This is a genomic window from Paenibacillus sp. FSL E2-8871 (assembly GCF_038000345.1).
Taxonomy (GTDB): domain Bacteria; phylum Bacillota; class Bacilli; order Paenibacillales; family Paenibacillaceae; genus Paenibacillus_AQ.
The window spans coordinates 6,420,450-6,445,226 of record NZ_JBBOBV010000001.1 but is presented as its reverse complement, the minus strand read 5'-3'; the positions used below and the strand labels follow the sequence as shown (position 1 = coordinate 6,445,226).

18 protein-coding genes are annotated in these 24,777 nt (G+C 43.6%); 5 read left to right on the top strand and 13 right to left on the bottom strand.

The annotated features are described in order from the left end of the window. Positions 1-167 precede the first annotated feature (167 nt). Positions 168-1,358, top strand: coding sequence for an AI-2E family transporter (locus NYE25_RS28880; RefSeq protein WP_341061534.1), 1,191 nt, complete (start codon positions 168-170; stop codon positions 1,356-1,358). Here NYE25_RS28880 and NYE25_RS28875 read toward each other — a convergent pair. The 8 genes from NYE25_RS28875 to NYE25_RS28840 form a co-directional block, all read right to left on the bottom strand. Next, positions 1,319-3,127 carry a peptidoglycan D,D-transpeptidase FtsI family protein gene (locus NYE25_RS28875; protein WP_341147485.1) on the bottom strand — a complete coding sequence of 603 codons (1,809 nt, stop codon included), beginning with the start codon at positions 3,125-3,127 and terminating at the stop codon, positions 1,319-1,321. The two genes, NYE25_RS28880 and NYE25_RS28875, sit on opposite strands and share 40 nt — an antisense overlap. Before the next feature lie 187 nt (positions 3,128-3,314). Continuing rightward, positions 3,315-5,387 (bottom strand): methyl-accepting chemotaxis protein, encoded by a 2,073-nt coding sequence (locus NYE25_RS28870; RefSeq protein WP_341147484.1) that lies wholly within the window; start codon positions 5,385-5,387, stop codon positions 3,315-3,317. Positions 5,388-5,435: 48 nt separating this feature from the next. Further along, positions 5,436-6,398 carry an acetylxylan esterase gene (locus NYE25_RS28865; RefSeq protein WP_149645799.1) on the bottom strand — a complete coding sequence of 321 codons (963 nt, stop codon included), beginning with the start codon at positions 6,396-6,398 and terminating at the stop codon, positions 5,436-5,438. A gap of 705 nt (positions 6,399-7,103) precedes the next feature. Continuing rightward, positions 7,104-8,135 carry a glycoside hydrolase family 130 protein gene (locus tag NYE25_RS28860; RefSeq protein ID WP_341147483.1) on the bottom strand — a complete coding sequence of 344 codons (1,032 nt, stop codon included), beginning with the start codon at positions 8,133-8,135 and terminating at the stop codon, positions 7,104-7,106. 76 nt (positions 8,136-8,211) lie between these two features. Then, complete coding sequence (locus tag NYE25_RS28855; protein ID WP_042186110.1) at positions 8,212-9,045, bottom strand: carbohydrate ABC transporter permease; 834 nt, start codon at positions 9,043-9,045, stop codon at positions 8,212-8,214. A gap of 3 nt (positions 9,046-9,048) precedes the next feature. Then, on the bottom strand, positions 9,049-9,930 hold the full coding sequence (locus NYE25_RS28850) for a carbohydrate ABC transporter permease (protein WP_042186108.1): 882 nt from the start codon (positions 9,928-9,930) through the stop codon (positions 9,049-9,051). Positions 9,931-10,058: 128 nt separating this feature from the next. Next, complete coding sequence (locus NYE25_RS28845; protein WP_341049382.1) at positions 10,059-11,429, bottom strand: ABC transporter substrate-binding protein; 1,371 nt, start codon at positions 11,427-11,429, stop codon at positions 10,059-10,061. A 319-nt stretch (positions 11,430-11,748) separates the two neighbouring features. Further along, positions 11,749-12,528 carry a response regulator transcription factor gene (locus NYE25_RS28840; RefSeq protein WP_341147482.1) on the bottom strand — a complete coding sequence of 260 codons (780 nt, stop codon included), beginning with the start codon at positions 12,526-12,528 and terminating at the stop codon, positions 11,749-11,751. Between the two features lie 302 nt (positions 12,529-12,830). On the opposite strand from NYE25_RS28840, the gene NYE25_RS28835 reads away from it, so the two are divergent. From NYE25_RS28835 to NYE25_RS28820, 4 genes are all read left to right on the top strand, one after another. Beyond that, positions 12,831-13,781, top strand: a complete 951-nt coding sequence (locus tag NYE25_RS28835) for a glycoside hydrolase family 113 (RefSeq protein ID WP_341147481.1) — start codon at positions 12,831-12,833, stop codon at positions 13,779-13,781. Between the two features lie 22 nt (positions 13,782-13,803). Beyond that, a complete protein-coding gene (locus tag NYE25_RS28830; protein ID WP_341147480.1) occupies positions 13,804-15,018 on the top strand; it encodes an AGE family epimerase/isomerase in 1,215 nt (404 codons plus the stop codon). Next, positions 15,018-16,190 carry a glycoside hydrolase family 130 protein gene (locus NYE25_RS28825; RefSeq protein ID WP_341147479.1) on the top strand — a complete coding sequence of 391 codons (1,173 nt, stop codon included), beginning with the start codon at positions 15,018-15,020 and terminating at the stop codon, positions 16,188-16,190. Before NYE25_RS28830 ends, NYE25_RS28825 begins: the two co-directional genes overlap by 1 nt. A 275-nt stretch (positions 16,191-16,465) precedes the next feature. After that, positions 16,466-17,368 (top strand): manganese catalase family protein, encoded by a 903-nt coding sequence (locus NYE25_RS28820; protein WP_341147478.1) that lies wholly within the window; start codon positions 16,466-16,468, stop codon positions 17,366-17,368. A gap of 62 nt (positions 17,369-17,430) precedes the next feature. On the opposite strand, the gene NYE25_RS28815 is transcribed toward NYE25_RS28820, so the two are convergent. From NYE25_RS28815 to NYE25_RS28795, 5 genes are all read right to left on the bottom strand, one after another. Beyond that, positions 17,431-17,991 carry a GNAT family N-acetyltransferase gene (locus tag NYE25_RS28815; RefSeq protein ID WP_341147477.1) on the bottom strand — a complete coding sequence of 187 codons (561 nt, stop codon included), beginning with the start codon at positions 17,989-17,991 and terminating at the stop codon, positions 17,431-17,433. A gap of 59 nt (positions 17,992-18,050) precedes the next feature. Next, positions 18,051-19,115 (bottom strand): LacI family DNA-binding transcriptional regulator, encoded by a 1,065-nt coding sequence (locus tag NYE25_RS28810; RefSeq protein WP_341147476.1) that lies wholly within the window; start codon positions 19,113-19,115, stop codon positions 18,051-18,053. 45 nt (positions 19,116-19,160) lie between these two features. Then, on the bottom strand, positions 19,161-20,468 hold the full coding sequence (locus tag NYE25_RS28805) for an ABC transporter substrate-binding protein (protein WP_341147475.1): 1,308 nt from the start codon (positions 20,466-20,468) through the stop codon (positions 19,161-19,163). 22 nt (positions 20,469-20,490) lie between these two features. Continuing rightward, positions 20,491-22,371 carry a cache domain-containing sensor histidine kinase gene (locus NYE25_RS28800; RefSeq protein ID WP_340968204.1) on the bottom strand — a complete coding sequence of 627 codons (1,881 nt, stop codon included), beginning with the start codon at positions 22,369-22,371 and terminating at the stop codon, positions 20,491-20,493. A gap of 162 nt (positions 22,372-22,533) precedes the next feature. Beyond that, on the bottom strand, positions 22,534-24,711 hold the full coding sequence (locus NYE25_RS28795; protein WP_076284267.1) for a methyl-accepting chemotaxis protein: 2,178 nt from the start codon (positions 24,709-24,711) through the stop codon (positions 22,534-22,536). Positions 24,712-24,777 lie beyond the last annotated feature (66 nt).

Below are 24,777 nucleotides of genomic sequence, written 5' to 3'. Positions count from 1 at the left end.
CGTCTGCAAGCAGAACCTGTGATACGGCCAAGTGAAGTTAGATAAAAAATACGTTACCCCCTATTTTAACACATGTATCAAAGAAATAGACGGTTTTTAGGTAAAATCATGTACAATGTATTCAAGCTGACCTATCAACTTATTAAAAAAGGGAGTTGTTTATATCTATGCTGCCGTTATACAAAAAATATTGGCGCACGTTCTTCGACATTGGATTAATTGTCCTCACGGTCTATCTGGTTATGTTCGCCTTCAGTAAATTGTATCAGTTAGCTGCACCTGTATTCCTATCTTTTTTTGTATTTTTGCTTATTGAACCGCTTGCCCGTTTCTTGAACCGACGGGGGCTTGCCAAACCATTCGCTTCAGCGATCTCAGTGCTTCTGTTCTTAATCGTTCTTCTGGGTACGTTATTTGGCGCTGGGCTATTAGTCACCATCCAAGCGCTTCACTTTCAAGATAATCTTCCTAAGTATACATATGTGGTGCAACAACATTTCGTGGAATCCACAACCTACCTTCAGCAAAAAATCGAAAGCTTGCCGCCGGATATTACCGATAAAGTGAATGGCTACTTTAAAGATGCCACGAATGTTCTTACTGGATGGCTTGTTACTTTTCTAAAATATATGGTCGGTGTGCTCGGATCCTTCTCCTCCTTCATGGCCAATTTTGGGATCGCCATTATTTTAGCGTTTTTCCTTAGTATGGAGATTAAAGATTGGCGCAAGATTGCCCATGACAAAATGCCAAAAACATTTAAAACTGCTTACGCTTTTTTGCAGGGCAACGTCTTTAAAGCCATCGGCTCTTATTTAAAAGCCCAGCTTATTCTGATCAGCATTACCTTTGTTATCGTACTGGTTGGCTTATTCATACTAAGGACCGGTAACGAAATCACTATGGCGCTTATCTGTGCTGTATTTGATGTCTTGCCGCTCCTTGGTGTAACGACGATTTTAGTCCCTTGGATCATCTATCTGTTCATTGTTGGCAATACCTCATTAGCAATCGGTTTAATCGTACTCCTGGCGATTGTATTGATTGTAAGACAACTGCTTGAACCGAAGATTACCGGGAATTCGATTGGCGTATCGTCTGCTTTTCTGATGCTGTCCTTCGTCATTCTGTCCACATCCGCTTTCGGTATGGCCGGTCTGATCCTGTCGCCGATTCTGCTTATTCTGATCAAAGAACTAATTCAACAAGGATATCTTCAGAGCTGGATCTATTTGCCTCAAGAAGAGTTTATCGTTTCGCCCTTTGCTGCAAATGGCCCTTCATCTAAGGGCAAGGCCACTGCTACTCCTCCGGAGCCTCATGCTTCTGTAGAAGACGATAATAAATCAAATATCTGACCGAACAGCTTAATGGCGAGATGCGGACTATCCGGAGCGACATTCTCTACTGCAACTGATACAGCATATTTTGGGTGATCCACCGGACCATAGCCGATAAACCATTGATTGTTGCGTGCTACGCCCTTAACCAGCGTCTGTGCCGTCCCAGATTTACCTGCAACAGGCCAGTGTGTGCTTTGTAGACGGGTTCCCGTTCCTTCCGTTACAACTTTGCGCATCATGGACAGTAACTGGCGGGCTGTAGACTCAGAAATTCTCCCTGCTGAGGAAGGGGACAGATGTCCCGGCAGCTCCTCCAGCTTCTGCCCGTTCGCAAATGTGATTCGCTGCAGAATCCTTGGTGCCCTTACTTCACCTCCATGCAGTAGCGTTACAATAAGATTAGCTGCTTGTAAGGGTGTGACTTGTACATCCCGCTGTCCAATTGCAGTTTGTACCCTGGCTCCCTTGTCATCCGGCAGTAAGGTAGTAAAGATGGTTCCCTTTTGCTCTCCGGAAAGTGGTTTTAGAAGTGGAAACCCAAGCGTCTTCTCGGCTTGCCAGCTGATATCTCTACCGAGTCCTAGCGCCAGTGCAGTTGATTGAAGCTGGATACCGCTTAAGCGCTCTGCCAGAGCAGCAAATACAGTATTACAGGACACGGCGAATCCTTGCGCCAGCGTAAGGGGTCCGTGTCCTTTTCCTGTCAGACAAGACAATCCATATTTCTCAAATTGCCCTGAACAATAAAAAAGCTCATCAGCGGAGGTTACACCCGCTTCTAACGCCGCGGCGGCTGTAACGATTTTGAAGATCGATCCAGGAACGGCAGCCTGGAGTGCCCGATTGTTCCACTCCCCGCCTTGCGGAGATATCTTCTCTGGATTATAGAAGGGTAAAGATACCATGGCTTCAATATCTCCCGTCCCGGTATCTAACACCACTATGGCTCCTTCCTTCATTCCGGATTTGAGCGCAATCTCCTCAATTCCCTCCTGAAGCTTCTTATCAATCGTTGTATATAACGACAGAGGGAAATAAGGATTGCCCGGAGCTTTAACTTGAATGGGACTGCCTGGAAGGCGATTCCCACGCGCATCCACTTGAACATAAGCTTCCGTGTGTCCTACCCCTTGAAGCAAAGGCTCTAATGTCTTCTCTAAACCGTCCGTTCCCGTCATAGGAACTCTAAGACCCGTAGGAGAAGCTTTAGCTCCAGCATGCATAGTGGCTTCCGATAAATAGCCTAGCCATTGCCGACCTGAAGAACTCCCATCATATCTGCGTGCGAAAGGGAGCACGCCTACTCCGTCGATCCCCAGTGCACTCACTTCTTCTGCCTGTGCCTGAGACAACGCGAGTGGTCCTTTTCCCACTGAAGATGGCCATAGCAAAGGTTCTTTCAGTGACGACCGCTTATTCAACAGTTGTTCATAGCTGACACCCAGAATCTCCGCCAATCGGTGCATGGGTTTAGCTTCTTCGTAAACAACCTTCGTCACAGATTTCTTAGCCATCTCCTCTTGTGGAAAAAAAGCCGCCGTCCAAATGGTTTTCCCCGCAAGAGGCTCATTCTTGCGGTCATACAGACGTCCCCGACCGCTGTCTAGTACAGTCTCCCGTTCACTTTGAATTTCTGCCATCTTCGCAAGTGTATATTTTGTTCCAGGAACCGTCTGTTCCTTCATAATTAGCTGAACCCACGCCAGCCTAAGGATCAACACAGCTACAGCCGCAGATAAAATAAGAAGACCGCTGAATACACGCCGATGTTTGTTATTACGCAATGTCTTCCCTCCTGAACAGACTCCACACCTATTATGTCCTACCTACATCCATTAGAATCGCCATAAAATGTTCATTGCAACATCAGAAGCTAAAATTTATATTCTGGCTTGTCACCGCTCAAAACAAAGAACCGCTTCTCCAAAAGGAATAAGCGGTTCATTATTTTAGTATTCTGTTATGTCTACCCTATACGCTGAACTTCGATAACTTCTCCTTTAACTGCAAGGATGCATCCTCTAGCTTCAAAGAAAGCTCTACCAAATGATCACTTACACTTTGTTGCTCTCCACTAAGTGAGGCAACTTCTTGAGAGGCAGCTGATGATTCCTCAGCTATTGAGCTTACGTTGCTCATCGAATCGGATAGAACCTTTTGCGATTGGCTCAGGCTGTCCATCGACACAGTAACAGCATTCAAACGGGCGATAAAATGCTGCATCTGATCCTGCACAGATACGAAGATATCGCTAGTGCTCTGCACGGAAGTCATTTGCTGATTAAAGAGCGGTGCAACTTCTGATAGAACCACAACCGTCTCGTTCATATCTCTCATAACGGTATCTGTTATTTCAGCCACAACAGCGATAGACTCTTTCGATTGATCTGCAAGCTGACGTATCTCATCGGCTACCACCATGAATCCGCGTCCAGCCTCGCCTGCTCTTGCTGCTTCAATGGTGGCATTCAGAGACAAGATATTTGTCTGTTGTGTAATATTCTGCATAACATTAAGAACCTTCATAACGGAAGATGCCGTTTCTGTCAGCTCATTAACCTTCACCACAAGCTGATTCGTCTTCAGGCCCGTCCTTTTCGTCTCATTAAGTAATTCGTTCAATCTGTTGAAGCCTTCCTCACTGAGTTCGCCGATGCTATGTGCGGTGTGATCCATCTCATGAGTAGCTGAATTGACTAAATCCATCTGTACCGAAATTTGCCCCGTCAACTCATTGCCACGATCAGCTTCCAAGGCTAGACTGCCAGCACCACCCGCAATTTCTTCCGTGGCCGCGGCAATATCCATAGCTGCATCAGCTGTCTTGCGCGAAACACAGCTAAGCTCATCCGCGGTTTCCAGTACCTTCCGAGCGGTTTCATTCGTATGGATAACCAGCTCTGTTATTCGTTCCATCATCATGTTAAAGGAGCCAGATAACTGACCGATCTCATCACGTGAGGTGATATTCGTACGTACTCCCAGATTCCCTTCCGCTCCCTCTGACATCAAATTCTTTAGTCTGGTCAGCGGTCGAGATACCATTCTGAGCATCCAATATCCTATTAAAATGGCGATAACAGCAGCTACAGCAACAATAATATAAGTAGTCTTAAGAATACGCAGCGCGTCTTTCGTCAAGTTCTCAGCCGGTACAACACCAAGTAATCTCCATCCCGAGGTTTCAAGTGTTCCGTATACAGCTAATATAGATTTCCCCTTCTCATCCTTTGTTGGCAATGAGCCTGCTGTATTCTGCAGACCACCCAGAAGCGTCCCTCCCAGATTCAGATATGTATCTGTCCCCACTTGCTGGGAGGAGGCAATCAATTCATCCTTATTCGTCAGCAATTGCATGTAGGAGCTGGTTCCAAGATCCACTTTACGAAGCTGATTTTCTAATTCGCTAATTCCAATATCGTTAATGACTATGTATCCTGAGCTTTTAGAATCACCGGTAATCGATTTGGCCAAATGGAAAACACCTGACGTATTTCCTTCCTGACCCTGTAATTCACGTGGAATCCATACACTCTGTGGCTTCTCCTCTAGCTGCTTAAACCACGAAGATTCTCTGAAATTCTCAATAAAAGAGCTATCTTTTGTACCCGCCGAAGAAATTGGAAAACCCTCATTCATCGGAATAAGGTATACTGCCTCCACACCGTTTGATGCCGTGAGCCAATCATTTAGCTGCGTACTAATCTGGTTAGATAGTACCTTACGTTCCTCATTACTTGTAGTGGGATTATTCCCTTGTTTGAGTGCATTTTGAATTTCATTGTCGTACAAGATTCTTCCTAGACCATCCTCATAACGTAACAATTCCACATCAAACTTCTCAGCGGTTTGAACGACTGTCTGTTGATTGGCTGACAGAGCATTCGTCTCGATCGTATGCTCAGCTACGGAATAGGAAGTGTAGCCGAGAGAGAGCACGAGCACCATCGTCGAAACAAAGAAGATGAGAAAAAGCCGCACCCCAATGGATTTGGATGGATGCAGCTGGAATCGTCTTTTTTCTTTTTTCACTTGTACTTTCATCTAATCATTCACCACCGTTGTCGTCTGTTATGCCTACTGGCTTATCGTTTACAAGGTCATGAACATTTGTAACACCCGATCGGAAAGATATGGCAAATACTCATGACCGTACTCATAATAAACCATAAGCTCTTTGGGCGCTAGTACTTTGTTGTATGCGGCAAACTGCGTTGAAGGTGGACAAATCACATCGGATAACCCTGTAACCCACAACATTTTGGCTTGAATTCGCTCCGCGAGATTCTGAATATCGATGTAACCCAGTCTATTAAAAATCTCGTCCTCACGTAAATGATGGGGATCAAAAAAGCGGAAATAATAGTTAATTTCCTCATAAGCTGACGTAGTGATATCAAGCTCCCAAGCCCGTCTATAATCTGAAAGAAACGGATACACAGGAACGGCCATGCTCACACGCGGCTCTAATGCTGCACAAGCTACAGTAAGCGCTCCGCCTTGAGATAAACCAAAAGCACCTACTCGTGCTGGATCAACTTCTTCCATAGACATCAATATTCGAGCAGTCTGCGCTGTATCCAGAAACACATTACGATAGTAAAGGTTGTCCGGATTAGGATCGTCAATGCCGCGAATAATATGTCCACGAATGGTTGTGCCTTTTACTGTAAGATTATCCTCGGAAAGTCCGCCTTGTCCCCGGCAATCCATCGCAAGGACACTAATCCCATGGGCCGCATAAGTCACCTTCTCCATCCAATCCCCGCTGTCACAGGAATATCCATGAAACATCACGACACCAGAACCTTTTTCTGAACCCCTTTTCTTCGGTCTTACATATTTACAATGGATTCTTGCTCCGCCAACGCCGGTAAAATACAGATGAAAACATTCCGCCAGCTCGCTGACGAACTCCGCAGGCTCTAGTTCATAATCTAGTGACTGGGCGTCCAGATCATGCAAAGCCCGCTCCCAAAATGCGTCAAAGTCGACTGGTTTTGGGCTGCTTCCGTTATATTTTTTTAATTGTGACAATGTCATGTCGTTTCCCATATTAAGGTCCTCCTTAAGGTTTTTTCACTTAAAAAACAATGGAAACGGAAAACCCGCTTATGTGAGTTTTCCGTTAGTTTCTACTAATAACAAGAGCTCGCTAGTTGCACTTTGTGCAACTATTACAGCTAAGTAAGTTGTGTTGTTCATTTAATTGCATTCTATACAACTAAAATTGCTCACAGCGGGGTTTCCGGGGCAAAATCGCCTGAAATAAGTGTACAATGTGCAACTATTTACACTAAACACCACCAAACAGGTTAGTTTAAGTGCACTTTGTGCAACTAGCGGCTTTAGCCTAGACATACTGGCGTCTCATGAATGAGCTCATAGTACTCACTCGTTGCTCTTTGGCTGCAATTTGTGCAATAGAATCTCTCCATATGAGCGCCCGTCTTTGTTCTATTGCACTTTGTGCAATCAGTTCGAGCGAAACCGAGCATAAAAGTGATTTTTGCGGAAATCCATTGCAGAGAGTGCAATAGATTCTATTTTTCAGACGAAATCGAGAGTTTCTATTGCAGAGAATGCAATGAAAAGCTCAAGCCACATAACACATAACACAAAGCGCGCAACGTGCAGAACCCAGCACACAAAATACAGCACACTACACGCCGCACACTTTTTTCGAACGCTGCTCAGCCACCAAATATCTGCCCAACTTCACTCTACCTAAAGCTTGTTCCTCAAAGGTTGTTCACCCTATTAAATTTTACCTAAACCCGCATCATCGCCAACCTCTTCATGGGTGTCGATGACATAGTTGACGATTTCATCAACAGTTGTATATGCAACGCCTACATAAGTATCAGCAGCGCCATAATAGATGGCGATACGGCCCGTCTCCGCATCATGCAGAGTGGCACATGGGAACAAAACGTTATTCACAAAACCTCTTTCCTCATACCATTCTTCAGGAGTTAGCACAAAATTTTTCGAGCGATATTTTACTTTCGAAGGCTCGTTAATATCCAAAATAACTGCACCCATGCTATATACAAGACCGTTGCAGGTACCAGTAACGCCATGGTAGAACATCAACCAGCCTTCTGTAGTTTCAATCGGTGCAGGTCCGCCGCCAATCTTGACACTTTGCCACCAGCCTTGGCCACCTTTACTCATGACATGGCGGTGTTTACCCCAAAATACAAAGTCAGGGCTTTCACTAAGGAATACATCACCGAATGGTGTATGTCCGCTGTCACTTGGACGGGACAACATCACGAAGTTATTATTGATTTTTCTAGGGAACAATACACCGTTCCGGTTGAAGGGCAGGAATGGATTTTCCAAGCTGATAAATGTTTTGAAATCTTGCGTTTTAGCAACACCGATAGCTGCGCCGTAAAAATCTGTACACCAGATAATATAAAATGTATCTTCGACCTTAACCAGACGTGGATCGTAAGCATAACGCGGCTGATAAGAGTTACCTTCTTCATCTATAAATCGGATCGGTTCATCATCGATTTCCCAATCTAGACCGTCTACACTATGCCCCATGCGCAAATGCGGACGCGTTGTGTTATCTTCTACACGAAATACTCCGATAAAACTACCTTCAAACGCAGTAACCGCACTATTAAAAATACGGGCTACTCCTTTTGCAGGATTTCTTTTGATAACCGGGTTATCATTATGTCTCCAAATCGGGTTCTCGTAGCCAGCAGGCTTATCCTGCCAAGGCATGTTCGGGATGTTCACTGCACTCGCTCCTACCAATTTCACTTCATTCATTAGTATTCCCTCCAAATGTATGCAACTTTTCAGTATGCTACTTTATCTAGTGCTGCTATGAAATCTACTACTAAGCTTACTTAACGGAACCTTGTGAAAATCCATTGTAGATATACTTTTGCAACGCGGTAAACACAACCAATGTCGGAATAATCGCGATCATAATCGCCGCACATATTACTTCCCACTGCGATCCGTATGGACCTTTAAACTTAAAGAGTGCTGTGGAGATCGTTTGGAGATCTGTTTTCGGCATATATAGGAAAGGAGTGTAAAAATCGTTATAAATATTTACGCCCTTCACAATAATTACTGTTACAATTGCCGGTTTCAGCAGTGGCAAAATAATTCTCCAATAAATCGTCCAATACGAAGCCCCGTCCAGCATCGCGGATTCATCCAGTGACTCGGAAATCGAATCCAGAAACTGCATGAAAATATATACAGCGATAATATCCGTACCGAGGTACATCACGATGGGTGCCCATCTGGTATTAAACAAGCCCAAGTGATTGATGATTTGGAAGGTTGCCACTTGCGTTGTAACACCCGGAATCAGGGTAGCAATCAGAAACATACTGATAAGAACTTTACTGCCTTTAAATTTAAACCGGGATAAAATATAAGCCATCATTGAGCCCGTCAGCGTTGCACCCAGGATAGAGATCACAACGATAATGACAGTGTTTTTAAATCCTAGAAGCATTTTGCCATCAACAAAAGCCTTAGTGTAGTTGGAGAAATTCAGCCAATTCTCTGGCAGCGTTAACGGTCCGGTTGAAGCGTATTCCGGCCCTGTTTTTAATGAGGCAAAAAATACAACTACGATAGGTATCAATGCTGCAAGTGCTCCCAAAATCAAGGTGAGATATTTGAATATACTAGCAGTGGTATATTTTACAGAATGCATAGTTTATTTCTCCTCCTTGATCAGAACGCGCTGCAAAATAGTAACTACTATAACGATACCCAGCAAAACTACGGCCATCGCTGACGCTAATCCAACTTTGCTATATTTGAACGCTACATCGACTGTCTGAATAACAAATGTGCTACTTCCGTTAGATCCGCCTGTCATGACGTATGGAATTTCAAACACACCAATGGCGCCACTGACCGCAAGAATCAGGTTCAATTGCAGAATACGTTTAATACTTGGCAAAATAATATGCATAAACTGATGCCATCTGTTTGCACCATCAATCTCAGCAGCTTCATAAATATCCGAACCGATCGAGGAAATAGCCCCAAGGAAGATCAGGAAGTTCATCCCCATGTATCTCCACAGTGACGCACCTGCGAGCGAGAAGTTAATCAAGTTCGGATTGAGCAGCCACTTCTGCTGTAAACCGCTGAGTCCGAGCAGGTTAAGAATCGTATCTAGCGTTCCATCTGGTTTGAAAAAGAACAGAAAGATAAAGCCGATCGCTACACCGTTTAGCAAGGTTGGGAAGAACAAAATCCCTTTGAATAAATTTTTCATGCGAACACTAAAGCTCAGAATGGTTGCAAAATACAAAGCAAGTGCCATCTGAATAAAGGTAGTGAAGAAATAATACAAGCTGACCTTAAATACGGAAAAATACTCCGGTTTCGTAAAAATGGTTTTGTAGTTTTCTAACCCAACGTACTCCATATTTTTACTTAGACCATTCCAGCTGGTGAAGCTGTACCGAAACATACTGATTACTGGATAATACGCAAACGTGAGTAGTAATACGATCGGCACTAATGAGAACAAGCATATGATGGCAATCCGTTGATTTTTGTAACTCAAATTCGAAAACTTGAACACCCGATACACCTCCAGAAAAGCATCCTCATTTATTTATGACTCGTTTAAATGTGAAGGGGGAAATGCCCGTTCGCATATCCCCTCCCACATCCACTACCGCCTATAGCATTTAAGAAAGCTTATAGTTGTTACTGTGCTGTGACTTTAGCGCGAGCGGCTTTCCACTTGTCGTTGAGGTCCTTCATGATGTCATCATAGGATTCTTTTCTGTTGCCAATTGCGGCTTCAATAATCCGTTTCTTGAAGTCTGGTTGCCAAGCACCGATTTCGGCTTGTTTGTCGATTTCATCAGACCAGCCTTCTTCACCGGCTTTAGCAGCTGCAAGTGTATCAAAGGTTACTTCAGTACCTTCATATTGTTTCAGAATTTCTGGAAGCTCTGCACCGATAGCCGGGCTCATACCGCCACCTTCAGTCGTTGGGTAGCCAGATTCGTTAATGAACCAATCCACCCAAGCTCTAGCAGCTTCTTTGTTTTTACTATGAACGCTGACACCCAGATTGTAGTCACCAGCAAGTGGTACAAGGATTTTATCTGCATTCGTAGGGAATGGCATAAAGCCAACATCATCTGGATTCGTTGCTAAACCTTTGATTTGACCGATTGCCCAAGATCCAAGAACCATCGTGCCGATTTTTCCGTTAGCCAGATCCGCTTTGGAAGATTCCCAGTCTGTAGTCGTCGGATCTTCTTCAATCAAACCTTTTTGTGCTGCATCGTACAGGATTTTGTACAGCTCATAGTGAGGTTGACCTGGAACATAGTTATCGTCGCTAGCCACTTGACCAATGTTCACATAATCACGGTTACCAGCTACTGTAGCCAGATCCGCTTCCCATTGGGTCAATGTCCAGCCAGCTGCGTAGTTTGTGTACAGAGGCACTGCTTTCGTTTTGTCTTTAACAGATTGCAGAGCAGTTAAGAATTGTTCAGGAGTTCTTGGAACCTCTGTAATCCCGGCATCTTTAAAGACTTGTTTGTTGTAAATAATACCGTTAAAGTTGATAGTCATTGGAATTCCGTAAGCCATTCCGTCTACTGCTCGTTCTTCCACACCTGTATATTGTTTTTGCATATCTTCGAGTGAACCCAGTGGTTCGAAGAAATCGGGAATATCTTTAATAGCTATGCTTGTAGGTAACAACAGAACGTCCCCATAGTCACTAGTGCTCATACGAATTTTAATTTGATCTTCGTAAGTAGCAAGCGCTTCAAAGTTTACCTTTACATCAGGATATTTCTCATTGAACTTAGCCGCATACTCTTTGAATACGGTATCAACAATATCCGTTCTTTGCGTAATAACCGTGATATCCCCTTTAATATCCTTGGCTGCTGCATCATCAGCCGGAGCTGCCGTCGCCTCTGTTGAGGATCCATTGCTTCCTGTGTTTTTAGCGCCTTCATTGTTGGTGTTGTTGTTTGAGGAACAACCGCTAAACAATCCTGCCATAAGTGTCAGTGCCATCAAGCCCATCATTGTTTTGCCTTTTTTCATGCTTTTACGACCCCTCTCTTCAATTCGACTCTAATTTGGTTTAATAACAAAAATAATAACTTTTATCATCACCATCAATTTAATAGAGTAATCACCATTATCAAACTCACTGAAATACTCTTAAAAAAAAGTGATGATATCGCTTACAAACTCATTATAGATCTATTTTTAACTCAAAACGATGGTTTAAATTGCTTTTTCTGGTCTTGTATTTGTTATTTTTGTTTTTGTTATGATGTTTTTATTATCTAATTTATTGAAAATAACCACAAAAAAAGAGAGCTTATCGCTCTCCTAAATAATAGCTTCCTATATAGGACTAAAACTCACGTTCTATTTTCGGTAATTTACAGCCACTTTTGTAATCCTTAGGTGTCATACCACACATTTTCTTGAACAATTTATTAAAATAAACCGGATCACTATAGCCAACCTTATCGGCAATTTCATAATTTTTTAAGTCGGGATGCTCGATCAGCAATTCTTTCGCCTTAGTAATACGAATTCGAATTAGATAATCGGTGATGGTTTGCCCCGTCTTTATTTTGAACAACCGGCTGAGGTAGCTCGCATTCATACCGACGGTCTCCGCCAAACGCTCAAGTTCGAAGTTCTGATCATACTCCCTCTCCAGTATGCTTTTAGTCTGTTCAACTACGTAATGCTCTCCACCATCTGCCGCTTGAGAGAACATCCCCTCCTGCTCTGTGACGTTCTTTTTCTTTGTATCCTCTACTCTCTTGAGCAATTCATATAGCTGAGTCTTATCAATAGGTTTTAGTAAATAATCCATCACCCCATGGCGGATTGCTCGGCGGGCATATTCAAATTCACTAAAACCGCTAAGAACGGCAATAGGTATATCCTCCATATGTCCTCTAACCTGTTCAATCAACATAAAGCCATCCATTCTAGGCATTTTGATATCTGTAATAAGCAGATCAATGTCATCTCGGGATAACTTTTCAAAATGCTCCCAGGCTTCCACCCCGTTACCGTAGGATCCAATTACTTGTACATCTAGCTCCATCCTCGATGTGATTTTTTCGAGCCCCCTGCGAATGACCTCCTCGTCGTCCGCAATCATAACATTTATCATTTGAGCACTTCCCTCCAGTTGTATCTGCCAGTTATTATGATTGCTCCATCATCACGAATAGAATTCTTCCTATGTATTACGTCAATGTACGATTACACTCTTTTATAGTCTTCTATTTACTATAACGAAAGTTATTCTAATTTCCCAGCTGCAACTATAAATTGTCCTTGAAATCATCTTCGAAAAAGTATATAACTAAATTAAGTTGTTATTATAAACTAACAAATTAATAATAACTATATAACAAAGTTATTTTACTAATTATTCTCTTTTCTATTTTCAATGTAAGGTGGGGATTCTCGATGATATTTAACAACGAATACATTGCAGGCATAACCTGGGGCTTCTCGGGTACACGCGGTTCATGGAAAACGGAAGAAGCGGAACGTTCGATGGAACTCATGTCTTCAGTCACTGGAGCGAACTGGACGGCCATTGCCTTTAGTGCGCTTCAAGCTACCGCTCATTCTACGGAAATTCCCTACTGGGAGGCGCCAACCGTTACCGACGAAGAAGTGAAACAGTCCATCAGTAAAGCGAAGTCACTGCAGCTAAAGGTATGCCTGAAGCCGATCGTTAATTGCGCGGATGGAACTTGGCGTGCTCACATTAACTTTTTCGATAAGGATGTTCCTTGCGAGCCTAAATGGTCTGAGTGGTTCAGCTCTTATACTAAATTTATTCTGCATTATGCTGCTATTGCTGAAGAAACAGGCTGTGAGATGTTCTGTATCGGCTGCGAGCTTGTACAAACGGATAGACGAGAAACCGAATGGCGTACGCTTATTGCCGAGGTTCGGAAGGTTTACTCAGGAATTCTTACTTATAATTGCGATAAGTATCAGGAGGATAACGTGACCTGGTGGGATGCGCTCGATGTGATTTCTTCAAGTGGATATTATCCAGCTAACGATTGGGAAGCTCAGCTCGACCGGATTGAGCATGTGGTGAGATCACAGAATAAGCCATTCTTTTTCATGGAAGCGGGTTGCCCAAGCCGAAGCGGGAGTGCGGCGATTCCTAATGATTGGACCTTGAAGGGTGAACCAAGTCAAGCAGAACAAAGCAAATTCTATCAGGCAATGTTTCAAGGCTGTGAGCGCAGAGATTGGGTTCAGGGCTTTATGCTTTGGGATTGGCCTACTCATCTTTATCCAATTCATGAAGCAGAACACAATGATGATTATTGTATGTATGGCAAACAAGCCGCTGGGATCATCAACGATTACTTCAACTCGAAAATCAATAAGTAATGTGAGGAGTGACTACTTACCAATGATTAATTCACCAGAATTATGGTTGACCCAGCTTGAGGATGAGCTACAGGGTAATATTCTTAGTTTTTGGATGAAACAGACGAAGGACGAAATCAATGGCGGTTTTGTTGGTGAAATCGACAATCAGCTGAACATTGCACCTGACGCGGAGAAAAGCCTTGTGCTTAATGCCCGTATTCTTTGGTCCTTTGCCAGCGCTTACCGGATCTACGGCAAGACAGAATATCTGGCCATGGCAGAGCGTGCCTATGCCTATTTGATGGATCATTTCATCGATAAGGAGTATGGCGGATTATACTGGATGGTGAATACTGAAGGCAAACCTTCTCAGGAGAAAAAACAGATCTATGGCCAAGCTTTTGCTATCTACGCATTGGCTGAATTCTACCACGCGACTGGACGGCCTGAGGTGTTAGATGAGGCCATTCAAATATTCCTGCTTGTTGAGAAATATGGCTATGATTCAACTTATAAAGGTTATGTTGAAGCTTTATCTCGGGAATGGCAAATCACGGATAACCTCAGTCTTAGCAGCAAGGACTTGAATGAGAAAAAATCAATGAACACGCATCTACATGTGTTGGAAGCGTATACCGGACTTTATCGAGTATGGAAGTCAGAGGAGTTGGCGAGTACGCTGGCTGAGCTAATCGAAACGATGCTGGACCATATCATTGATAACGAAGGCAAGCATTTTCATCTTTTCTTAGATGAGGCATGGAATGTAAAGTCAGATATTATCTCCTATGGACATGATATCGAAGGCAGCTGGCTGCTTGTGGAAGCCGCAGAAATACTTGGCGAAGAAAAGCTGCTACAGCGTGTTCGAACCGTCGCTATCTCCATGGCAGAAGCTGTTCTTGCAGAAGGTATAGATACCGATGGCGGGATATGGAATGAAGCTAATCCGAGTGGATTGCTAAGCAAAGATAAAGATTGGTGGCCGCAAGCGGAGGCGGTTGTTGGATTCTATAATGCTTATCAGCTGACCGGTGACAGCAAATTTAACGAGGCTGCCCAAGCCTCCTGGACTTTTATCGATAAATATATGGTGGATCACAAACTAGGCGAATGGTACTGGGGCGTGGACGAGAACCATCTGCCCCTCCCTCACGTAACCAAGGTTAGTGCCTGGAAATGCCCTTATCATAACAGCAGAGCCTGCTTCGAAATGATCGCACGACTGAATTCAACCCTAAAGGAGACTGTATAATGTCATCGTTATTTCATGAACGCAAACAACAATTAACAGAACGTTATGAAGCGCTGATCACCCGTAAAAATGAAAAGCTTCCTTATGGAAACGGTATTTATAACCGTTATGCTTATCCACTGCTTACCGCTGAGCACGCTCCTCTAATCTGGCGTTACGACTTCAACCCTGACACCAATCCTTACTTCGCTGAAAGAATCGGCGTCAACGGCGTTTTCAACCCTGGTGCCATAGAACTTAACGGTAAGTTCTATCTTGTTGCCCGCGTGGAAGGTAATGACCGTAAATCTTTTTTTGCTGTAGCTGAAAGTGACAATGGTGTGGATGGCTTCCGCTTCTGGGATCATCCAGTCGTGTTGCCTGAGACAGAAGTTCCGGACATCAACGTTTACGACATGCGCTTAGTAAGCCATGAAGATGGCTGGATCTATGGCCTCTTTTGTACAGAACGTAAAGATCCAGACGCTCCACACGGTGACCTTTCCAGCGCAGTAGCACAATGTGGTATTGTCCGCACAAAGGATCTGAAGATCTGGGAACGTCTGGCCGATCTTAAGACAGGTTCTGCTCAACAGCGCAATGTCGTGCTCCACCCTGAATTTGTGGATGGAAAATACGCCTTCTACACTCGCCCTCAGGATGGCTTTATTGATGCAGGCTCCGGTGGCGGTATTGGCTGGGGACTCTCGGATACGATTGAGGATGCCGTGATTACAAGTGAGACAATCATGGATGAGCGCCACTACCATACCATCAAGGAAGTTAAGAATGGCCAAGGTCCAGCTCCAATCAAAACACCAAAAGGCTGGTTGCATATCGCACACGGTGTGCGAAACACTGCCGCTGGGCTTAGATACGTCCTCTATGCCTTTTTATCTGACCTGGAGGAGCCAAACAAAGTCACACATTCACCAGGCGGTCATTTCATCGCACCAGACGGTGAAGAACGTGTCGGTGATGTCTCCAACGTTGTATTCTGTAACGGTGTAATTGCACGCGATAACGGTGAGATCTATATCTACTACGCTTCCTCCGACACCCGCATCCATGTAGCAACAACTACGGTTGAACAAATGTTAGATTACGTACTGAATACACCAGAAGATCCACTCCGCTCTCATGCTTGTGTAGAGCAACGTATCGCCCTCATCGATCGTAATTTAGCGCTGTAAATAAGAGTTCAGAGTCCTTAAAAATCAACAGAGCAGCGATTCTCCTTAATGGAGGGGTCGCTGCTCTGCGTTTTTGATCATTCTGTGTCCCCTAGCACGTTACTGTGGGTATCTGATAGTGTTTACTGATGCTCTTTCGACTTGTAAATCTGTTCATGGATACTCCCTTATTGTTGATAAATATCCATACTTTTTAGCCGTTTAATGATTAATTCCTATAGATTAAGCTCAAAATAGCTCAGTAATCCCCTAACTCCAAGGAGGCTGAGATATAAATGTTCAAACGTATGGATGAGATCATGATCGAGATTCCTGAAGTTGAGAAGCCAGATCCCAATGCTGCTGCCGCTGTACAAGAACTGCTTGGCGGAAAGTTTGGAGAAATGTCGACCCTTAACAATTATCTCTATCAATCCTTTAATTTCCGTTCAAAAGACAAACTGAAACCCTTTTATGATTTGGTGATGAGTATAACAGCGGAAGAGCTAGGCCATGTGGAGCTAGTTTCGCATGCCATCAACAAATGCCTTCGAGGGTCAACAAGTTATAAAGAGCCAGATTCCACCCCTCTAGGTTCCGTAAAAGATGCGCGTTTATCCTATCACTTTCTGGCGGGGGCTCAAGGTGCTATGCCTTTTGATTCAACGGGGAATCCATGGACCGGAGCGAATGTATTTAATAGCGGCAACCTAGTGGAAGATCTGCTACATAACTTCTTCCTCGAATGTGGAGCCAGAACACATAAAATGAAAGTTTACGAAATGACGGACCATCCAGCTGCACGCGCTGTAGTCGGATTTCTCTTAGTGCGCGGTGGTGTCCATGTGGTCGCTTATGCCAAAGCCATCGAAATCGCAACAGGTGTTAATGTAACGAAACTCGTGCCGGTTCCTTCGTTAAATAACAAATCGTTTAGTGAAGCGAAGAAATACGAGGAGAAAGGTGTGCATACAAAGCTGTACACCTGGAGTGACAGTGACTTCGGCGCCATCGATCAGATTTGGAAGGGAACCCACCCAGAGGATAACCTCCCGCTTGAAGTCATTAAGGGAGCACCTAAAGGCTTCCCGATCCCCGTAGCTCCTGCTGTCGAAGAGGAGTTCGCCCCAGGAATCTCCCCCGAAGACTTTAAAGTAATTGCCAAACGCCTCAAAATGGCTGGAAATATTACCGAATAATATTTAAAGTGAATCTGGTGAGGAATTTACACAGCGTCTTCCTCACCATTGGTTCACTTTTTTTAATTGTACAAAGCCTGATATTCATCCTCCAGCATAGACATCAGAATCATGTTATGAAATTCTCCGTCTACATAAAGAGCATCCCGCTCCACACCATCGTGCTTGAAACCAAGCTTCTCATAGACATGAATGGCTCTTGGATTAAAAGGATATACACCCAGATGGATACGATGCAGCTTCAAGGCTTCAAAGCCATATCGCAGCATTTGAGTCATAGCCTCAGTACCGTAACCCTTCCCTCTATGTTCATGGCTACGAATCCCAATTCGAATATTTGCGCTACGGTTGTCCGGATCTATTTCGTTCAGAACCACTTCTCCAATAAGCTCATCCGTTTCCTTGACGATAATCATAAGATCCACACGATCCTCAGCTGGAACACTAATCTTTCGAATCCAAGCCGAAGTTTGCTCGCGAGAGATTTCCCCTTGCGACCCTGTTAGACGACCCATCTCATCATCAAGTAAAAATTTGTAATAGGCCTCCAGATCGGACTCACCTACACCACGCAGATGAATATTTTCGCCTTCGATCTTTGGTATTGCAACTGCTTCTGACATAACTGAATTCCCCCTAACCAAAAGTCCACGGCTTTCAATTATTTTTAATCGGCTGATTTCTAGTCTCTCGGTATATCCACAGAATCACGATGCACTATGTCTGCTGCAATCAGGATCTTCTCCAATGGTGCAGAGGGATGCCCAATCCGACTTAGCAATTTCTCCACTGCCGCCCGGCCCATCGCTTCTTTAGGGACATGTACAGTAGTAAGCGGCGGAACGCCTCTTGAGGCATCCTCAATATTATCAAAGCCCGTGACCGAGATATCCCCTGGAATATTAAGACCTTCTGCCTTCAGGATATCACTGACCGTAAGTGCTGTTTTGTCATTGGCGCAGACCAAAGCGGTTGGGAGTGTCTTAGCTTTTTTCCGCTTTATGACCCAATTTTTAAAATCCTCTTGGAATACATCTTCCTCCACCCCTTCTAAAAAGAGATTCGCATCATCTTCCAAAGGCAGTCTTATCCCACTCTCCTCCAGCGCACTCCGGAAGCCAATCCACCGATCCCGAAAACTGCGTGAAAATCCAATATTCCCGATAAAATGCATTTGTGTATGGCCTGTCCCCATCAAATGATTAGTAAGTCGAGCCATGGAATCCACATTGTTCGCGAATACAGTATCACTTGGAATTAATGGATCTTCATGGTCAATCAACACCATCGGCAGACCGATGCGATGTACCTCAAGTAGTAAAGAAGTGGAGATTTCGCCCACACCTACCAAACCAAGAATCCCGCTTGGGTTCAAGATATTCACGAAATTATCCGCACGATTCTCAGAGATGATCACCATTCCAAGTCCTTCTTGATCCAGCGCAAGGGCAATACCGTCCACAATTTTTCCCCAATACAAGGAATCCTGAGTTTGCGAGCGGATATTCGGCATTAATACAAGCACAGATTGCTTATTCCGATCACTACCCCCTACCGGAGGAGTACGCTTGACACCTTGGACAAAAGCATTTTTTTGCGTAAAATAGCCTAACTGCGAAGCCGCTTGAATCACTCGTTCTCTGGTCGTCTCATTAACGCCAGCTTTACCAGAAAGTGACTTGGAGACAACAAATTTGGATACACCGAGATGATCAGCTATTTTTTGCATGGTGACCTTTTTAGCCATATTAAACCCTCCAGAGATTGTAATAAAATTAATGTTAAACTAAAGTTAAGGCTGAGAAGTTACCTGTGTAGCAAACCGCGCTTCCGTCCATTTTGCATTTAATTCGTCAAAAGACTTTTGTAAATCAGGCGCAGCAAGTAACTCTTGAATATAATCTCCGGACCAAAAGGACAGCTTAGCTCCATTTGCCAGATCGATGAACGCATCACTTTGTACCGTGCCATAAACCAGCTTAGGTTCATAAGATAAAAATTCACGGTACTGCGGCATAAAAGGGTTCAGACTACCATCAGCAGGAAGGAATCCCCAATCATCTGAATACGAAGTCTCTTTTACAAAAAAATTCAACCAAGCCATAGCAAGCTCTTTATTCTTACTGTATTTGCTAACACCCACGAACCAGTCTGGATTGATCGGCGCATAGTGAGTACTGCTATTATCATAAGGAAATGGGAAGAATCCGATATCATCTGGTGAAGCCCCCACATCAAGCACTTGACCAACCGCCCAATTTCCAAGTAAATACATGCCAGCTTGACCTTTAGCGAGTCTAGTCTTAGAGATCTCCCAATTGTTCGAGAAGAGTTCATTCTCTACATAACCTTTAGCAATTAAGGTTCGAGCAATGGAAATGGATTTCCCCCACTCATTATCAAGCTGCCATGGACTATCCTCATTTACCATATTATTTAGATACTCAGGGTTGCCTGTCATATAATTGACCAGACTATTTCCCCATTCACGCAGTGGCCAGACGGCTCCATAATTCATATACAGCGGGATAATTCCAGCCTCTTTTAATTTAGCGCAAGCTTCGTAGAATTGATCCAGTGTCTGTGGAACCGCGGTAATTCCTGCTTTTTCGAAGGACCTTTTATTATAGACAATCCCTACCGTGGTAGTTCCCGTAGATAGCCCATATCGCTTACCATCATAAGTAGCAAAAGAAGTGAAGCGCTCACTAGCCGAAGTTTCTTCATCCAACGGTTCGAAAAAATAATCCAGTTCCTTTGATGGAAGATTCACAGGAAGCAAAAGTACATCTCCGGCGTCCTTGGTGGACAGTCTTACCAGAATGTCCGTTGCGTAATTGGATAAACCTTCAAATTCAACATTCGCTTCGGGGTACTTTTGCTTAAATTGGTCTGCGTACCCTTGAAAGGTTCCGTTCTCAATCAGATCTATTCGATTGGTCATCATGACTATGGTGCCGGATAAGTCAGACTTCACCTCGTTTCCAACTGGAGGCACTGTAGATTCCGTCTGCTTGGTGTTGTTCTCACAGCCACTAATCGTTAACAAAAAGAGAAGCAGCAGTATGGTACGCGTAGTCCAGTGTAATCTCATCCCCATCAACGGACAGCCTCCTCTTATTTCAGTCAGATAATCTAATCATTTCTGGTTCCAGCAACGGTAGCGACAAAATAACATCCGTCCCTTGTCCAAGCTCACTATATACCTCAATTCCAAAAGCCGCTCCATAATGAAGGCGCACTCGCTGCTGTATATTTTTCATACCAATGCCCCCATTGATACTTTTCTTAGGAGGACTTTCTTTCTGCAGCCCATCGTTCAATCTCTCCAAAGTGATCTTATCCATTCCACAGCCATCGTCCTTAATATGAAAGAACAGCATTTGCTCAGTCATCTCACAACGGATACTTAAATGCATTTGTGGTTTATTATCATCCAAGCCATGGTAAGCAGCATTCTCTATGATCGGCTGGAAGACCAGCTTGATAATAGAGTAATTATCTAGCTCCTTCGGTACGTCGATCTCGAGTACGAAACGATTAGGGTAGCGACAGTTCAGCAGCTCAACATAATTGCGTACATATCCAAGCTCTTGCTTCATTGTCGTTTTGCCGCTCAAATCACTTGTACTATACCGTAGTAGTTTACCTAAAATTGAGATCATGTCCGCAGCTTCAATATCATCATTGAGCTCAGCAGTCATTCGGATCGACTCCAGCGTATTATAGATAAAATGAGGATTAATCTGACTCTGCAGAGCGTGAAGTTCCGCTTCCTTCTTCTGTTCTTCAATTCGGTAGATATCCTGAATCAACTGCCTGATCCGAGCCAGCATTCGATTAAACTGATGCCCGAGCAGACCAATCTCGTCACGCCGTCTAACCCTAAACATCACATCTAGATCGCCGCCCTGAACCTTTTTCATCAGTTGAATCATCTGCGATAGTGATTTAGTGAGTGCAAAGGAAAGGATAATGGAGATAATTAACGCAAGTACAATGATACTTAATGTAGCAGCGAGCGTTGTATTACGGGTTACCTTCACATCCCGCATTAGCACATCTACAGGAATCGAAATAATGGCCTTCCAATTGGTCTTGCTAGAGCTTGAGTAAATATTTAGAAAATCTTTTCCGTTGACTGTATCATAGAAACTCCCGGATTTCCCATCGACCCTTTTGAATAGCTCTGAATCAGATACATCCGTGGCAAGAAGTTTTTTGTCACTGTCGTACACGACCATCCCCATCTCATCAACGATCAGAGATTTGCCATGTGTTACTTTATCCAGCTCCGTAACCCGATTCTCCAAATTGCTAATATTTGCTTCAACCGCGATCAGCCCAATCGGATTTAACAAACCATCTACGATTTTGCGAACAACGGTAAAAGCATATCGAGTGCTCTGCAAATTACTCGTAAATGATTGGGTACCAAACAAAAGGGCCTCTCCGCTGGAATCCTTCGTCTGCTGACTCCAGTACTTATAGCTTTGATCGAGGTCGAGCCGTACTCCACCATCCTTGGCAGAATAATAACCATTCCCATGCGCGTCAAAAATATAAACCGTGTTCGCGCCTCGCTTAATATTGTTAATAAATGAAATGTTGCCTTCTATGCCCCGCTGAATGGACAACAGTAAATCAAAATCTCCGGGTAACAATGTAGCACTGCCTGATTCGCCACCCATGATCTCTTTCTGCTCATGATAGTGGTTCGAACGAATTAAATTTTGTTTAATATCGTTCACATAGGCTGGCATAGATGAAATACGCTTCATATCTTCGATATAATCATCTACTCCATCCATCATTTGATCGATTAACTTCTCAGAATAAGCAATGGTGTTGCCCTGAATAGATTCTGAATAACTCTTATAAGTAAACACACTAATGAAGGTAAGCGGAAGGGTAATAATTATTAAAAAGACGAGGAGCAGCTTGCGTTCCATACTCATGTCCCCGATAACGGACCACCAGCCAAAGATGCGTTTACCTTTCATACGGTCCTTCTCCTTAACCCTTTTTTACCTAACTTGTTATTATTATTTACCTAACAAAATTATTATACGGGGAAGTCCTTCTTTACACAATAACAAAACCGCTTCCTCATAACGAAGAAGCGGTTTTGTTATGTAAATCATAAAAATTTGTTAGGGACCCACTTATTTTATCGTGAATAATGACAGTTTGTCCTTTAACTGTCCTGAAGCACTTTCCAGCTTACCTGACAATGAAACGAGTTGATCACTTACACTTTGTTGTTCATTACTGAGTGAAGCCACTTCTTCGGAAGTCGCTGATGATTGCTCAGCTACAGCACTTACGTTACCCATGGCTTCCGACAACACAACCTGTGAATGATTCAAGCTACTGATCGCTGTTGTCACCGATTCCAGACTAGTAATGAACTCATCCATCTGTCCTTTTACGGATACAAAGATATCGCTCGTGCTCTTCACTGAGCTTATTTGCTCTTTAAAGAGAGGTGCCACTTCAGATAATACAGCTTCCGTTTCGTTCATTTCCGTTATGATCTTGTCGGTGATTCCGGCTACAAGAGCAATAGACTGCTTCGATTGGTCGGCAAGCTGTCTTACCTCACCTGCTACCACCATAAAGCCCTTGCCAGCTTCGCCTGCACGTGCGGCTTCTATCGTCGCATTCAATGATAAAATATTCGTCTGCTGTGTGATACTCTTCATCACATCCAGCACCTTAATCACTGAGAATACTGTTTCTTTCAAATTGTTAACACGTTCTACAAGCGCACCTGTCTTTTCCCCAGTACGGCTAGTTTGATCCAGTAAATCCGTTAATTGCTTGGCACCTTGAGCACTAGCTTCTCCAACCCCGCGTGCTGCCTCATCCATCTCACTATTGGCACTAATCACGGTCTGCATTTGCGTAGCTATCACATCTGTAAGCTCATTACCACGTTCAGCTTCAAGTGCCAGACTGCCTGCTCCTCCAGCAATTTCTTCCGTAGCGGCTGCTATTTCCTTCGCGGAAATAGCTGTCTTACGCGAAGCTTCTCCAAGCTCGCCAGCGGTCTCTAGCACATCTCGTGCAGTTTCTCTAGTTTGCGATACAAGCTCAGTAATACGCTCCATCATCAAGTTAAAGGAGGCTGATAGTTGTCCAATCTCATCCTTAGACACATATTCTGTACGTACACTTAAATCTCCGCTTGCACCTTGAACCATAAGATCCTTCAATCGTGCCAGAGGGCGAGCAATCATACGAACCATCCAAATCCCAATAAATATCGCAAGCAATGCCGCACCGGCAGCCGTAATGAACGTCGTCAACAGAATCGGACGGGCTTCCTTCACTAGTTCTTCTGTAGGAACTACACCTGCGAGCTTCCAATCTGCCCGCATCATCGGATTAAAGACCGCCAGAATTTCTTTTCCGTTTGGATCTTTAGCTTCTAGGCTATTATTATTTTTCTTACTCTCTTTGATAAAAGAAAACTCCGATGACTTTCCATCGTCTAGCGGATTAGAAGAAGCCACTACTGTACCTTGCGGAGACACAAGTTGAATACGGGAGCCGTCTCCCAGCTTCACACTTGCGAAAGATTCTTCCAGCAGTGTATTCTTCAACACAAGCATAATCATGTATCCTTTATCTGCTCCCAGACTTTTAAGAGATCTTACCAAAGCAATATCTTTTTCTTCCGCTCCTTGAAGAGAGGTTGAAAACCAAATATTTTTAGAGTCGTTATTGTTAGCGTCTGAATAATAAGAATTATATTCTTTAGAATCGGCCACAATTTTCTTGAACCATTCTTGTTCTCGTAATCCATCAAAATAAATGCCACCACTGCCAGATGTAACAATTTCCTGTTCAAGTGACTCGGGAATCAATGCGACACTGAGAATATTAGAATCTGTTGTAGTCTGATTGGACAATTTCTTACTTATTGAGCTTGTTGCTTCAAATTTCTCGTAAGCAGTTTGTGCAGTAGCCATTGATCTAAGATCCGTTTGCAACTGCACATCAAAAAAGAGCTGCAATACCGTATTCTCATATTGCTTCAAGGTAATATCCAGCTTCTCAGCAGTCTGAACAATAGTCTGGCGGTAGGCTTCGGATACGTTATTCTTTATCGTTGTTTTTGCCTTCGAATAAGATATAAGTCCAAGTGACATAACTACGATTACAGTGGAACATAAGAATATTAGAAATAACTTCACACCGACGGATTGGATAGGATTAACTCTCTTGATTTGGCTTCCCCAACCCAACATCATTTTCTTAGCATCTAACTTTGATGTCTTTCCTGTACCTACTTCATTGCTCTGTACATTTACGGATTTTTTATTGTTCTTCTTCATCTCTCTAACCTTCTCTCTTTATGCTTTTCACTAATACTATTTTGATCAGGATCCCCATCATGATCA